A 14529-nucleotide genomic window follows, 5' to 3' on the forward strand; every position below is an offset into this window, starting at 1 on the left:
TGAATTTATAAATAAAATTAATGAAGAAGTTACTATTAGTATTTGGACTGATATTTTCGCACTTGACATTCGCGCAGACCGCAAAGGAGATTATAGACAAAAACATTGAATTATCCGGAGGGTTAACCAATTGGAAATTGTTGAATTCGGTTCTGCTTCAGGGAAAAGTGGTATTGGGAATCAAAGATGAATATCCAATAAGAATTTTTCAGCAGCGTCCAAATCTTACCAAAACATTGATTACTACCGGAGGAAAAGAAAATGCAATTGAAGGTTTTGACGGAACCAAAGGGTATGCAATGAACTATGCCGCCAATAAACTTCAGGTATACCCTGAATATGTGCCGGAAAGCTTTGATAACGACTTCATAGACTGGGAAAATAAAGGATTTGATGCCAAATATCTTGGAAAAGAAAAAGTAGGAGAGATCTACTGCCATAAAGTAGAACTTACCAAGAATGTCAATAAGAATATGTATTATTTTGATACAAAAACTTATATGCTGATAAAAGAAGTGAAAAAAGAAGAAACGCTGGTGTATTCCGATTTTAAAAAGTAGGAAACTTTACAATGCCTTTCAGAATTGAATCTTCAAGTACAAAAAAAGACGGAGACTATGTGATGTTGCTAAACAGAGTAGACATCAACAAAGTTTTCCCGGCTAATATTTTTAAGTTTTAGTTCAACTGCAGCCTGGCTGTACAAAATGACAAAAAATGAAGAAAATTTTTTTACTGCTGCTTTCTTCTATCGCATTCCTGCAAAGCTGCACCAATCAAAAAAGTGAAATTTCTAAAGCCAAAACCAACGAACTTATGGGAAAAACAATATATGACTTCAACGTAGAAAGTCTTGACGGTAAAGAAATCAATTTCGCTGATTTCAAAGGAAAAAAAATCTTGATTGTCAATACCGCTTCAGAATGTGGATTTACCTCTCAGTATGCAGATCTTGAGAAAGTATATGAGGAGCATAAAGATAAATTGGTTGTAGTAGGTTTCCCCGCCAATAATTTTGGAGGACAGGAACCCGGAACCAACACTGAAATTGGAGCTTTCTGTCAGAAAAATTACGGAGTGACATTCCCTTTGGCAGCTAAAGTTTCTGTAAAAGGAGATGATACAGCACCAATTTTTAAATATTTAACAGAACAGGAATTAAATGGAGTAAAGAATACAACCATTCTTTGGAACTTCACCAAATTCCTGGTTGATGAAAACGGAAAGCTGATCGATTCTTTTGTAAGTACTACAAAGCCTACGGATGAGGCAATTACAAAATATCTGAAATAAAGATAAAAAAGTATATTTTTACAAGTGGGTGTTTACATCCACTTTTTTTATTGTAAAACCCATACATGATTCTTTATGAAAAAAATAATTTTTACCCTTTGCGTCCTGGCTTCCTTTATGTTAGGATTTGCTTTTAAAGCCGTTACAGGAAATAAATCTGACGAAACGAAAAGAGTAACCGGTATTGGCGGAATCTTTTTCAAATGTAAAGATCCCAAAAAAATGAGAGAATGGTACGGAAGTCACCTAGGCCTTAATACCAACGAATATGGAGCTGTTTTTGAATGGTATCAGGGAGCTGATAATTCTAAAAAAGGATTTAGCCAATGGAGTCCTTTCAGTGAAAAAACAAAATACTTCCAGCCTTCTGAAAAAGATTTCATGATCAATTATCGGGTGGAAAACATTGAAAAACTAGTTGAACAGTTAAAAAAAGAAGAGGTAACTATTGTTGATAAGATCGAGACTTATGAATACGGGAAATTCGTCCATATTATGGATATTGAAGGTAATAAAATAGAACTTTGGGAACCTAATGATATCGAATATGAAAAATTAGGGCAAAAGATAAACAGTAAAACCACGAAGTAATTTGTTAATAGGTAGCAGGTAGCAGGATTTAGGGTCTAGGGAAATTGATAATAAGGTTTTCCAAACCAGATTACCCCGAACCCCATACCTCGAATCTTTTAACTATTCATTAGTCTTTTCTGCAAAACAAAAGATATTGCCTAGTTTTATACTGGAGTAGCCATTGCTTTTTATTTTTGAAGATTTGATCATTGCTTTTGCCAGAATATCGGTTGGCAAAGGTTTTTGACTTTCCAGGAGCCCAAGTTTATTAGCAAATTTTATAATACGGCTTCCCAGTACTTCTCCGGTTCTTTCCGAATTATTCCTTTCAAGCATTCCTGGTTTGAAAATGGTTATTTTATTGAAATGCAGCTGCTTTACAGCTTCTTCCAGTTCGCCTTTCATTTTGGAATAGAAAATTTTTGATTGTGGGTTTGCTCCATAAGCGGATACCAGAATATAATCTTCCACATCATTTTCTTTGGCAGCCTTTGCAAATTCATACTGATAATTGAAATCTACTTTCTTCTGGGCATCCTTGCTCCCTGCATCCTTTAGAGTAGTTCCCAAACAAGAAAAAGCAACATCTCCCTTCACCATATCTTTCCATTCATCGGGTTTTTCAAAATTCACGATATGAATGTTAAGCTTATCGTTTTGGATATCAACGGGTTTTCTCACGAAAATATCCACTTCATCAAACTCTTTGTCATTCAATAGCTGATTGACTAAATCTTTTCCCGTAGCGCCTGTAGCACCTATTACCAAAGCTTTCATAATAATTGTGATTTTGTGAGATTATTTCTTTCTTAAATTTACTAAATTTGAATTAAAGATTGAAAAATTATATCAAATATCATTTACAATCATTCTTAATTATTGCTCACTCATTACTTATAATTTACATGGATGCCAACGAAATTTTAGATTATTGTCTTGCTAAAAAAGGAGTTACAGAGAGTTTTCCTTTTGATAATGAAACACTTGTAATGAAAGTGGATACAAAAATGTTTCTATTGATGGGGCTTGAAAGACAGCCTTTAGCGGTTAATGTAAAAACAGATCCCGAGTGGAGTGCTGAGCTTCGTGAGCAATATCCGCAGATCACGGGTGCTTATCATATGAATAAAACCCATTGGAATTCTGTAACAGTAGACGGATTGAAAAGAGATTTGATCTTTAAACTTATTGACCAGTCCTATGATCTGGTTTTCAAATCCCTTACAAAAAAGGCTCAGAACGAAGTGAATTCTTTATAAAGGATAAAAAAAGATTGAGGTACGAAATTTGTTATCTATTATCAGTGAAATATAGAATCAACATTAATAAAATAAAGAACAAATGAGAAACCACCTTTTATTATTCATGGCAACCGGTACATTGATGCTGTCAAGCTGCACCAAAACAGAGAAGAAAAATACAGCTGAAAATCCAGCTCCTGTTACTTCAACTTCTGAAACGGCTTCAGAAAATATTAAACTAGAGTTTTCAGGAACGGATAATTTTACGATTAAAAATCCAAAAATGAAAGTAAGTTTGTATGGAATGGATGAAAAGTTAGCAGATGCTCCTGCCACTTTGATTACAGAAAAAGAATACGAGCAGAAATCTGTACCATTTACGATAGAACTGCCAGTACCTAAAGATGCTGAAAGCAAGATCAATCCAAAACCTGCAGGACCTGCAAAATACTACGTGACAATAAGCTGGGACTCTGATGGAAATGGAAAAGCGGATGAAAAAGGAGATATATTTATTGACTATGACAAGCAGTTTCCTAATGTAAAACTGAGTAGTGAACCTCAGAAACTCTACTTAAAAGTATTGAAATAAAACAAAAAGGCTATTCGGTGATGAATAGCCTTTATTTATTTTTAAAAATTGAATTCTTTTGTTATTTCTTTATCCTCGTCAAGCCTTTCAATCAGCTTTTCAAGACCTTCAAATTTGATTTCGTCATGAAGAAAATCCCTGAAACTTACGGTAATCTTTTCATCATAAATATCATCATCAAAATCAAGGATGTAAACTTCCACAGTGAGTTTTTCTCCATTTACCGTAGGATTGGTCCCAATACTCAGCATTCCTTTATATTGGTTGCCTTTTACAAATACTTCTACAATATAAGCTCCTTTTTTAGGGAGAAGCTTTATAGATTCCGTATCAATATTGGCAGTTGGATATCCGATTGTTCTTCCAATCTTCTTACCATGAACCACTGTTCCGGAAACAGAGTAGGAGTACCCCAGCATTTCGTTGGCATCTATAATATTCCCTGTTAAAAGGGCATTGCGCACTTTCGTAGAACTGATATTATTTTCGTGAATATTAATCGCTTCCATCTGCTCAACCTCAAAATCAAGTTCTTTGGATAATTTCTGAAGAAGCTCAAAATTTCCGCTTTTGTTTTTTCCGAAAGAATGGTCGTATCCTATAATAAGGTATTTTACATTGAGCTTATCAATTAAAATCTGACGTACAAACTCTTCTCCTGTTAAATTTCTGAATTCTTCGTCAAATTCCTTCAGGAACAAATTATCAACGCCATATTTCTCAACCAGCTGTTTCTTTTCTTCCAATATATTCAGAAGTTTTAAATCTTCATTGGGATTAAAAACAAACCTTGGATGTGGCCAAAAAGTAAGGATAGCAGTTTCCAGATTGTTTTCTGTACCTACTTTAGTCAGTTCATCGATAATACTCTTGTGCCCGAGATGTACCCCGTCAAACATGCCCAAAGATAATGCTAAAGGCTTGTGTGAAGAATAATCTGTAAAATTCTTGAAAACTTTCAAAACGGAAAAATTTGATTGCAAATATAGAAATAATGTGCCAATCTATCAATATAACAAGAGACTAATCCCTGTAAGCTTAGAATTGCTATACCGATATGCTATTATATAGGTATATTCTGAAATTTATCTATTATCAAAAGCATGATAAAAATCTTTTTTTTACCAATTGCAGGTTTATGAAGAATCATTATATTTGCACCAAGAAAAAATTTAGCAATGGCAAACCAAATTAAAGGTAAAATTTCTCAAATTATTGGTCCGGTAATCGACGTTGTCTTCAGAGATGTGGAAGCTGTTCCAACAATCTATGACGCGTTAGAAATTACAAAAGAAAACGGTGAAAAAGTAATCTTAGAAGTAGAACAACATATTGGCGAAGATACAGTAAGATGTATCGCAATGGACGCTACTGACGGTCTTAAAAGAGGGCAGGACGTAATTGGATACGGAAATCCTATTATGATGCCAATCGGCGAGGCTGTAAACGGAAGACTATTCAACGTTGTTGGTGATGCTATCGACGGACTTCAAAATATTTCTAAGGAAGGTGGTCTTCCAATTCACAGACCAGCTCCAAAATTTGATCAACTTTCAACTTCTGCAGAAGTTTTATTTACAGGTATTAAAGTAATCGACTTAGTTGAGCCTTACGCAAAAGGAGGTAAAATTGGTTTGTTCGGTGGTGCTGGTGTAGGTAAAACAGTATTGATCCAGGAGTTGATTAACAATATTGCAAAAGGACACGGAGGACTTTCTGTATTCGCCGGAGTAGGTGAAAGAACGAGAGAAGGAAATGACCTTTTGAGAGAGATGTTGGAATCAGGTATTATCAAGTATGGTGATGATTTCATGCACTCTATGGAAAACGGAGGTTGGGATCTTTCTAAAGTAGACTTAGAAGTTATGAAAGAATCTAAGGCTGCATTCGTTTTCGGACAGATGAACGAGCCGCCAGGTGCAAGAGCTAGAGTAGCACTTTCTGGTCTTACATTAGCTGAGTACTATAGAGATGGTGGAGAAAGCGGACAAGGTAGAGATGTACTTTTCTTCGTAGACAACATCTTCCGTTTTACACAGGCTGGTTCTGAGGTATCTGCACTTCTTGGTCGTATGCCTTCAGCGGTAGGTTATCAACCAACTCTTGCTTCTGAAATGGGTGCGATGCAGGAAAGAATTACTTCAACTAAAAATGGTTCAATTACTTCAGTACAAGCGGTATACGTACCTGCGGATGACTTAACTGACCCGGCTCCTGCAACTACGTTTGCTCACTTGGATGCAACTACGGTACTTGACAGAAAGATTGCTTCATTAGGTATCTATCCAGCGGTAGATCCATTAGCTTCTACTTCAAGAATCTTGTCTCCAGAAGTTATCGGTCACGAACACTACAACTGTGCTCAAAGAGTAAAAGAAATTCTTCAAAGATACAAAGCGCTTCAGGATATCATCGCAATCCTTGGTATGGAAGAACTTTCTGAAGAAGATAAATCAGTTGTTTACCGTGCAAGAAAAGTTCAGAGATTCTTATCTCAGCCTTTCCACGTAGCAGAGCAGTTTACAGGTATCCCAGGATCATTAGTTGATATCAAAGATACAATCAAAGGATTCAACATGATTATGGATGGTGAATTAGATCACTTACCAGAAGCAGCTTTCAACTTGAAAGGAACTATCGAAGAAGCTATCGAAGCAGGACAAAAAATGTTAGCTGAAAACGCTTAATAAATTAGACATAAAGATAGCAGATACTAGACATGAGACTTTTAAGTTGTCTGAAATCTGAAATATGAAATCTTCAAATCTAAATTAAAATGAATATAAAAATTTTAACACCAGAATATGTAGTTTTTGAAGGAGAAGTAGATTCAGTATTATTGCCTGGAAAAAATGGTGAATTTCACATCATGAAAAACCACGCAGGAATCGTTTCTTCTTTGATCGGAGGTGATGTAAAGCTTTTTGCTAATTCTATTGATGAGGCTTTTACTAAAAACTTTACCAAAGAAACTGGAAAAGACTCTGTTTTTGCTTATGCTATCAAAAGCGGTGTTGTAGAATTTAATCATAATAAAGGAATTATCCTTTGTGAATAATTAAATGAAAAGCTAAATATATTTTCAAGAAAGTGTAACTTTGTGTTACACTTTTTTTATTGTTGTAAAAGTTTGATTGGATGAAGAAAAGCATAATCATATTCTTTACAGTTCTGGGTGTTTTCCTTCATGCTCAGAATTTCAAAACCAAAAGAGGGATAATCAATTTAGATGGTATTCCGGTTGCCAAACTGTCCAATAAGTCCAACGAATATACGTTTATGGATCTTAAGGAAACTCCGCTGTATACGATAAAATTCATTGATAAAAGTATCGTTGATTCAGTGCGTGACAGCTATATCATGATCAACAGGATATATAACAGGGATAAAACCATTGAACTTGATTATTCATCACCTTCTGCATTTTCCGGAGAAGAAAAATCGGCTGTCTTTACTTCTATTAAAGATCTTAAAATAATTGATAACAAAGGGATCAATGTCAAAAATCTTGATGAGCTTTTTTCAAATGTACCTAAAAGAAAACTGGATACTAAAACTAAAGAAGCATATGTCATAAGAAAGAAAATAGACAAACTGAATATTGAGGTCAATAAAGTGGGTGAGATCCTTAGCAATGGTGTTCCGGTAGGTTATTTTACCAATTTACCGGTAAGTTTCGGCTCAGAGGATATCATTATGGATAAAACACCTATAGATATTGAAATTTACGATGCCAAAAGCAAACTTATCGGAAGATATATCACGACCACAAAACAACTGAAAACTGCTGGTGGAAAATCTTTTGTCATTTATAAGGAAATGTCTGGGAGAGCCTCTATTTTAAAGTATCCTACTTATAAAGCACTGGCTGAGCGTATGGCTATTATGGATCCGAATTTTATTAAAATACAGGAAAAAGTATCTGTAGGTCCCGTATCAAAAGAGACTCAAAATTAATTATTTATCAGAAAGAAACATACTTTTTATATCAATAGAAACGGGCTTTAGCCCGTTTTTTTATTAAAGATCAAATTTCATCTGGCTTTAGTCAAAACTTATTGAAATCTCGTTAGTCGTTTTTGGAGATTTATTTTTATATAAATTTCTTCGGAATGAAAAAATAGAACCCTTTATTCTTTAAAATCAGAATCTGTTTAATCTGCAAAATTCGCGAGAGATTATCATTCAATCAAAACAGGTTTTATTCATACAGAAAACTAACAATTCACAGAAAATCGTCTCTTTTTAAAAATCCCTGAGAAAAAATCAAAAATTTTTATAAGCTCAAAATCACTCCATTTTCCTTCAATTGCTGCATTGGTTTTGAGAACCAGAATAGCTCAAAATCTTCAAAACTCTCTTCAAATTGAGTCTTAAGTTGTTGAATAGTAGGTTTTTTTAAATTTTCAATCGAATTCTCTTCCAACACATTTACCAGCCATTCTGCCTTTTCCTGTTCCAATTCTACCTTAACAATATTAGTTTTTAAGTGGAATGTAAGAAGCGTATACGTACCAGAATATTTCTTTTTATTTTTTACGTGATTCTCAGCGATTACATTTTTGGTTAGAAAGACTACTTTTGAGTTGGCTTTCAGAGTAAACTGCGCATCTTCCAAAAGACAGTCATGAATGTAATCCGGATGAATGGTCGTCCTCGGAATTTTAAAGTCGAACCACTCCTGAAGTGAAAGTTCAAAATTCACTCCATGCATATAATTGAATAAAGATTTTTTAATCCGAAGCTGAACTTGTTATGATCAATTCCGGTTTTATCTTTAAAATCTATGTCGTTATTGGCAAACAGTATTTCCTGCTTTACCGGAACAATTCCAAAATCCTCAGGATTCATCCCGACAGGTGAATGAGCAGTCATTGCAAACTGATGCCAGAAACCACTTTGAAGAATTCCCATCTCAAACATTTGACGAACCATTTCCAAAGAATCAACTGTTTCCTGAACAGTCTGGGTAGGGTAGCCATACATGAGATAGGCATGAACCATTATTCCGGCTTCAGTAAAATTTCTGGTTACATTGGCAACTTGCTCTACAGAAACTCCTTTGTCAATTAATTTCAACAATCGGTCGCTGGCCACTTCAAGTCCTCCGGAAACAGCAACACATCCCGAAAGTTTCAGGAGATAACATAAGTCACGGGTGAAGCTTTTTTCAAAACGAATATTCGTCCACCAGGTTACCACCAAATTTCTTCGGAGAATTTCAAGGGCTACCTCTCTCATTAAAGCTGGTGGTGCAGCTTCATCCACAAAATGGAATCCTGTTTCACCCGTTGTTTTGATCAGTTCTTCAATTCGGTCTACCAGAATTTTAGCAGAAATAGGTTCATAGATTTTGATATAGTCTAAAGAAATATCACAGAAGGTACACTTCCCCCAATAGCATCCATGGGCCATTGTCAGTTTGTTCCATCTTCCGTCACTCCATAAACTGTGCATCGGATTGGCGATTTCGATAACGGAAATATATTGATCCAGTTTTAAATCGGTATAATCCGGAGTACCCACTTCAGACTGTTTGTAATCATGTCGTTTAGAATTGTTCTTATAAACCACTTCTTGATTTTCAACAAGAAAAGTTCTTTTAAATTCACCTTCCACAGTTGAAATTTCCAAATTTTGATAAAGGAGTTCCAAAGGAATTTCTCCGTCATCTAAGGTAATAAAATCAAAAAATTCAAATACTCTAGGGTCTTTAACTTCTCTTAATTCTGTATTGGGAAAACCACCTCCCATAGCAATTTTTATGTGAGGATAATGTTTTTTGATCCATTGGGCGCATTTGAAACTGGAATAAAGATTACCAGGAAAAGGGACTGAGAAGCAAACCAGTTTTGGCTGAATATTTTCTATTTTTTCACGAAGAATTTTTAAAGTAAACGCATCGATAAATGTGGGATCACCAGATAGTTTTGAATACAATTCATCAAAAGAATTCGCGCTTTTTCCGAGACGTTCTGCATATCTGCTGAAACCAAAATCGACATCAATATTTTCTACAATATAATCTGATATATCTTCTAAATATAAGGTTGCAAGATGCTTGGCTTTATCCTGAAGTCCCATATTTCCAAAAGCAAACTCCATGTCATCCAACTGGTTGAAACGGGAAGCTTCAGGAAGGAAATTCATGCTGCAGATCTGTCTTGCCAGTGTAGGGGTTTTACCCTGTAAAAAAGGAATAACCTGATCTATGGTTTTTAAATATTCTTCTCTCAGCGCATAGATTCTCTGAGAATTTTCTGAGATATTCTGAAGATCAATTTCTTTGCTGAAAACCTTCTGAATTCCATCCTTTGAAAATAATTCCAAAATAACATCAATCCCCAAATCAACCTGATAGCTGGAGATATTTTTGGTATTTAAAAATCCTTTAATATAAGCTGTTGCAGGATAAGGGGTATTAAGTTGGGTAAAAGGCGGAGTAATAAGAAGCAGGTCTTTCAACAGAAATTTTTTGCAAAGTTATTCTAAAGTTTTTTTAGAAAAAAATTTTTTCTCGTGATTATAACCAGTGAAGAAAAGTCTTCTGAATTCTGTTATATGAAAACGGGTTTCTATCCAATAGAATGCCTCCGGTTAATCATTCCATAGCAATACAATCTCAAAATAAATCTGTCGGTTTCATAAACAATGCATCAGGAGTATTACTATCAATAAAGTTTAAAAAAGAATCTTCATCAAAATATCCGTCTTCATCAAGGATTGCAGAATTCAGTAACCCACTTTCGCTTGGTTTTTCGAAGCTGATATTTTCAATGAATTTCCCGGTTTTTCCCATGATTTCATTATGAAAACTGATCAGATACCGAGAATATATATTACCTTCTGCCACAGTATAATGTCCGTTTTCTGCAATAAGGGAGCTCATAATACTTCCTCCAATATAGGTTTCGTTATCGTTGCCCGATGCCCCGAATAATACTTTGCAGGTAACATTCCCCGCACAGTAAAGCGAACCATTGACGATAATATTCTCTGCTTGTATATTCCCTGTAGCGATAAGAACAATATAGTCTTCAACAAAGAGTTTTTCGGATAAGTGAATATCTTCTTCTATAAGAATAATTTTATATCCTTCTCCTTCCTGAGTAATCAGTTCAAGAGAACGATTGCTTTCATTTTTTATGAGAACAATTTCAGGGGTATCATTTTCATTATTGATGTGAAGAGAAGCATCTTTTATTTTTTCTGCGGTTTCATCATCCAGCATTTCAAGAAACTCGGCAAGGCTTTCTTCGTCTAAAGAACTTTCATTAAAGAAATTACTTTCCAGCATTTCATGAGTGATGGTATAGAGGTTTTCCGATTTCTCCCTGATTTTATTATATAATTGTTTTTTGGTAAGTTTTTGTAGTTCCTTCATCTGTTTTATGATAAATACAATGGTCTGCTATAGGGGGGAACTCCTATAAACAAACGGATGTAATATAATCAGATAAATTTTCTTACACCAGAAAGCCGAATTTATTTTTGAAATTTTTTCCAACAAATGGAATCGTTTTTTCTGTTCAGCCACGGCATTCATGACTCCACGTATTCGTAAAATAAACAAAATCAATTCAATATAATTAAGAAAAAGGAGTGATGGGACGGTTGATATTATGATAGAAAGATTTGTATTAATAACCAGTGGTAACAGGAAAAAGCCAAATATTTGCTCAAAATGCTATGGAACAAGACTATTTTTCGGGGTAAGACCTTTACTTTTAATGTATACAATGATCCATTTAATGATGGCAACATGGGTTTCTATGAGTGGTTTCAAAAAATTCTTTGGAAAAGCGTTAGATATAGATAGGTTCTTTTAAATCCTATAAGTTGATCTTATTTATATCATTAAATATTCTAGTAAAATAAGTTCCGGTATTTTTTAATATATTGTCTCAATATTTTTTAACTCAATATAAAAATTACACCCATTCAAAATGTCAGACGAAACAGCTCCGCTTATCGAATATTTTAAAAGCTATATTCCGCTTTCAAAGAAAGAAATTGAAGTACTGAATGAAAGGTTCATTGAAAGAAGGATCAAACGGAAGCAGTTTATCCTTCAGGAAAACGAAGTGTGTCAGTATTATACATTCGTTGTTTCCGGCTGTTTAAAAATGTATAATATAGATGGTAGTGGAGAAGAACATAATCTCCAGTTTGCGGCAGAAAACGACTGGATTGTAGATATAGACAGCTTTCATAATAAAAATCCCAGCAAACTGTATATTGTTGCTCTGGAAACTTCTGTAGTACTGCAGATTGAAAAAAATGACCTTTGGTTTCTTTATACTTATTATCCCAAATTTGACAGGAACTTCAGAGTGATCATTGAACAAAAATTCATTGAGCTCCAAAATAGGGTGCTTCAAAATATAAGCGCTACCGGAGAGGAGAAATATGAATTTTTTATCAGGCAGTATCCGCAACTGGCGAATCGCCTTCCCAATACTCAGATTGCTTCTTATCTCGGCATTACCCCACAATTCCTAAGTAAAATCCGACAGAAGAGAATTAAAAGCTGATCGTATTTCCTTTTACTATTAAATTAGTTTCATCATTGACCTTACCAAATGTCAAGGCTATTTCTTAAACTTGTTTGTCTTTTTTTGAATCCCTTTCCTCCTAATTTTGACATAGATAAATAACAAAAATCAAAAGAAATGGAAACATTAAAAAAAGTGGCCGTTATCGGTCTTGGAAACATTGGGAAAGCAATAGCTGGAGATTTGATCAAGAATAACCAACAGGTGATTGTAGCAACAAGAAATAATGAGGAATCCGATAATTTTGCCCAGCAGTCCGGAGGCTTGGCTCAAAGTATGAATATTGATGCAGCCATCAATACTGCTGATATTATTATACCGGCAATATGGTTTGGTGCCTTTAAAGACTTCTTTAATGAGTATGGAAATATTCTGAAAGACAAAATTATTGTAGATGTCTCAAATCCTATTGCTCCGGATGGAAATGGAGGATTCAAAAAAATCATTGGAGAAAGAGAATCTGCGGGAGAGCTTAATAAAGCGATTCTTCCTCAAGGAGCTCAATTGGTAAAAGCATTTGGAACACTGGGGGCGGGAAGTCTTGCCGGAGCTTCCAACGGAAATCCTGAAAAAGCAGTATTGTTTTATGCTTCGGATAATCCATCCATTGATAAGGATATTGAGAAAGTGATTGAAAAATCAGGATTTGATCCTTTAAAAGTAGGAGGGATTGATCAGTCAATTCGTATTGAAGTTTTTGGAGATCTGCATGAATTTGGAGCGCTTGGAAAAACGGTGAACCTTTCTGAAGCTAAGTCAAAACTTTAAAAAAATAGATGAAAAACATTCTTATCATCATCCAGGTATTGTTAATACTAACATCCTGTTCAAAAAAACAAAATTCAACACTTAAAACATCTGATTACAAAAATATGGAAACAACAGTAAAAAAAGATATAGAGGAATTACTTAATAGCTATCAGAATGCATTGAATGCCTCATCTACTGAGCAAGCCGTTTCTTTATATAGTGAAACAGGTATTTTCATGCCGTTAGGCGGTCCAACATCTCAAGGCAAAGAACAGCTTAAAGAATCTTATGACTTTGTATTTAAAACTCTTAAGTTGAATATAAAGTTTGAAATTGAAGAAATCACGATCATCAATGAAAATTATGCCATAGCACGTACTATGTCAAGAGGAACGCAATTGCTCTATGCGGATAACAAAACCACACCGGAAGAAAATCGTGAATTGTTTGTATTGGAGAAAGAAAATTCAAAATGGAAAATCGCACGATATATGTTCAATAAGGTAAAGTAACCTTTATAAAGTGATACAAAAAGCCGGACTCAGTAAGAAGTCCGGCTTTTGTATGATTGATATCAGTCTATGAATACAAATTCTAGGCATGACATATTTTCTTTTGATCTCCAATGACATTAAGAATAACCCCAAAAAGGATCAAAGTGATTCCTATCAGCAGATTCGTAGTAAATTTTTCATGAAATAGCAATACACTAACCATGACCGCAACTACCGGTTCTAATGCTCCTAAAATGGCCACTGGTGTAGAACCAATATGTTTAATGGCATATACCAGGCATAAACTTGAGATAACTGTAGTAAGAAATGCAAAAACAAGAAAGTTCAGAAAGATAGATATGGAAGGAATAGCAAATGATTCATGACCCATCAATGCCTTTGTCATAAAAAACAGGGAAGTAAAAAGCATGGAAAAAAAAGTAAGCTTAAATCCCGATACCTTTAAGTTTGCCTTGTTCACAATAACCATATAAAGTGCATAAAAGAGAGAACTCAGCATCACGATTCCTAAACCTGCGAAATTAATTTCCAATCCATTTCCTTTTAAGCATAAAACAATGACCCCAGCAAAAGCAAACAATAATGAAACTACAGATAATCTGGAAAGTTTTTCCTTATAAAAGAAAAACATGATCAAAGCGACAATGACCGGATAGATAAACAACACGGTGGAAGCAATTCCCGGAGTAAGAAAATCATATCCTAAAAATAGAAATTCTGAAGAAAGGGCATAGCAGATTCCCAGAATAGCTAATATTAAAGCTTCTTTCTTGTTGAGCCTGAAATTTTGTCTGGAATAAATCAGATAACCGCCGACCATTAAGGCAGCAAAGAAAAACCTGTAAAACAGGGTTATGTCCATAGAAAAGTGAGCCTGTTTGATAGGCAGAATAAAAATCGGAATCAGGCCATATGAAACAGCCGACAGAATTCCCAGTATGTAACCTCTAAGTTTCATTTATTTTTACGGTTATTTAAACAAAAAAGCCACTGAATCAATCAGTGGCTTT

Annotated in this window: 14 protein-coding genes and 2 pseudogenes; 11 read left to right on the top strand and 5 right to left on the bottom strand. The window is 34.7% G+C overall.

Going from position 1 to position 14529, the window contains the following annotated elements; genetic code table 11:
• Positions 1 to 20: 20 nt before the first annotated feature.
• The 3 genes and pseudogenes from LF886_RS12415 to LF886_RS12425 all read left to right on the top strand — a co-directional run bounded on the left by LF886_RS12415 (position 21) and on the right by LF886_RS12425 (position 1884).
• Positions 21 to 682 (top strand): annotated as a pseudogene (locus LF886_RS12415) (histidine kinase).
• 35 nt (positions 683 to 717) lie between these two features.
• Positions 718 to 1293 carry a glutathione peroxidase gene (locus LF886_RS12420; RefSeq protein ID WP_103232275.1) on the top strand — a complete coding sequence of 192 codons (576 nt, stop codon included), beginning with the start codon at positions 718 to 720 and terminating at the stop codon, positions 1291 to 1293.
• Positions 1294 to 1368: 75 nt separating this feature from the next.
• Positions 1369 to 1884 (top strand): VOC family protein, encoded by a 516-nt coding sequence (locus LF886_RS12425; protein ID WP_317207627.1) that lies wholly within the window; start codon positions 1369 to 1371, stop codon positions 1882 to 1884.
• 102 nt (positions 1885 to 1986) lie between these two features.
• On the opposite strand, the gene LF886_RS12430 is transcribed toward LF886_RS12425, so the two are convergent.
• The gene (locus tag LF886_RS12430) at positions 1987 to 2643 is read right to left on the bottom strand and encodes an NAD(P)H-binding protein (RefSeq protein WP_103232276.1); all 657 of its coding nucleotides are present in this window, start codon (positions 2641 to 2643) and stop codon (positions 1987 to 1989) included.
• Between the two features lie 128 nt (positions 2644 to 2771).
• Here LF886_RS12430 and LF886_RS12435 point away from each other — a divergent pair, with 128 nt between their 5' ends.
• Positions 2772 to 3125, top strand: coding sequence for an MmcQ/YjbR family DNA-binding protein (locus LF886_RS12435; protein ID WP_103232277.1), 354 nt, complete (start codon positions 2772 to 2774; stop codon positions 3123 to 3125).
• An 82-nt stretch (positions 3126 to 3207) separates the two neighbouring features.
• Positions 3208 to 3699, top strand: coding sequence for a hypothetical protein (locus LF886_RS12440; RefSeq protein ID WP_236849855.1), 492 nt, complete (start codon positions 3208 to 3210; stop codon positions 3697 to 3699).
• 41 nt (positions 3700 to 3740) lie between these two features.
• On the opposite strand, the gene LF886_RS12445 is transcribed toward LF886_RS12440, so the two are convergent.
• Positions 3741 to 4661, bottom strand: coding sequence for a bifunctional riboflavin kinase/FAD synthetase (locus LF886_RS12445; protein ID WP_103232278.1), 921 nt, complete (start codon positions 4659 to 4661; stop codon positions 3741 to 3743).
• A 216-nt stretch (positions 4662 to 4877) separates the two neighbouring features.
• On the opposite strand from LF886_RS12445, the gene atpD reads away from it, so the two are divergent.
• The 3 genes from atpD (at position 4878) to LF886_RS12460 (ending at position 7656) form a co-directional block, all read left to right on the top strand.
• Entirely contained in the window at positions 4878 to 6386 is a 1509-nt protein-coding gene (gene atpD, locus LF886_RS12450) for a F0F1 ATP synthase subunit beta (RefSeq protein WP_236849857.1), read from the top strand.
• 89 nt (positions 6387 to 6475) lie between these two features.
• On the top strand, positions 6476 to 6757 hold the full coding sequence (locus LF886_RS12455) for a FoF1 ATP synthase subunit delta/epsilon (RefSeq protein ID WP_236849859.1): 282 nt from the start codon (positions 6476 to 6478) through the stop codon (positions 6755 to 6757).
• An 80-nt stretch (positions 6758 to 6837) separates the two neighbouring features.
• On the top strand, positions 6838 to 7656 hold the full coding sequence (locus LF886_RS12460; RefSeq protein WP_236849860.1) for a hypothetical protein: 819 nt from the start codon (positions 6838 to 6840) through the stop codon (positions 7654 to 7656).
• Positions 7657 to 7975: 319 nt separating this feature from the next.
• Here LF886_RS12460 and LF886_RS12465 read toward each other — a convergent pair.
• Positions 7976 to 10164: pseudogene (locus tag LF886_RS12465) on the bottom strand (B12-binding domain-containing radical SAM protein).
• Between the two features lie 157 nt (positions 10165 to 10321).
• Positions 10322 to 11083 (bottom strand): hypothetical protein, encoded by a 762-nt coding sequence (locus LF886_RS12470; RefSeq protein WP_236849861.1) that lies wholly within the window; start codon positions 11081 to 11083, stop codon positions 10322 to 10324.
• Between the two features lie 562 nt (positions 11084 to 11645).
• Here LF886_RS12470 and LF886_RS12475 point away from each other — a divergent pair.
• The 3 genes from LF886_RS12475 to LF886_RS12485 all read left to right on the top strand — a co-directional run bounded on the left by LF886_RS12475 (position 11646) and on the right by LF886_RS12485 (position 13516).
• Positions 11646 to 12233, top strand: coding sequence for a Crp/Fnr family transcriptional regulator (locus tag LF886_RS12475; protein ID WP_124531707.1), 588 nt, complete (start codon positions 11646 to 11648; stop codon positions 12231 to 12233).
• A gap of 138 nt (positions 12234 to 12371) precedes the next feature.
• The gene (locus tag LF886_RS12480) at positions 12372 to 13022 is read left to right on the top strand and encodes an NADPH-dependent F420 reductase (RefSeq protein WP_236849863.1); all 651 of its coding nucleotides are present in this window, start codon (positions 12372 to 12374) and stop codon (positions 13020 to 13022) included.
• 104 nt (positions 13023 to 13126) lie between these two features.
• Positions 13127 to 13516 carry a YybH family protein gene (locus tag LF886_RS12485; RefSeq protein ID WP_236849869.1) on the top strand — a complete coding sequence of 130 codons (390 nt, stop codon included), beginning with the start codon at positions 13127 to 13129 and terminating at the stop codon, positions 13514 to 13516.
• A gap of 82 nt (positions 13517 to 13598) precedes the next feature.
• Here the strand turns inward: LF886_RS12485 and LF886_RS12490 are convergent, their stop codons facing one another.
• The gene (locus LF886_RS12490; protein WP_236849870.1) at positions 13599 to 14477 is read right to left on the bottom strand and encodes a DMT family transporter; all 879 of its coding nucleotides are present in this window, start codon (positions 14475 to 14477) and stop codon (positions 13599 to 13601) included.
• Positions 14478 to 14529: the final 52 nt, after the last annotated feature.

The organism is Chryseobacterium sp. MEBOG07 (assembly GCF_021869745.1).
Lineage (GTDB): Bacteria > Bacteroidota > Bacteroidia > Flavobacteriales > Weeksellaceae > Chryseobacterium > Chryseobacterium viscerum.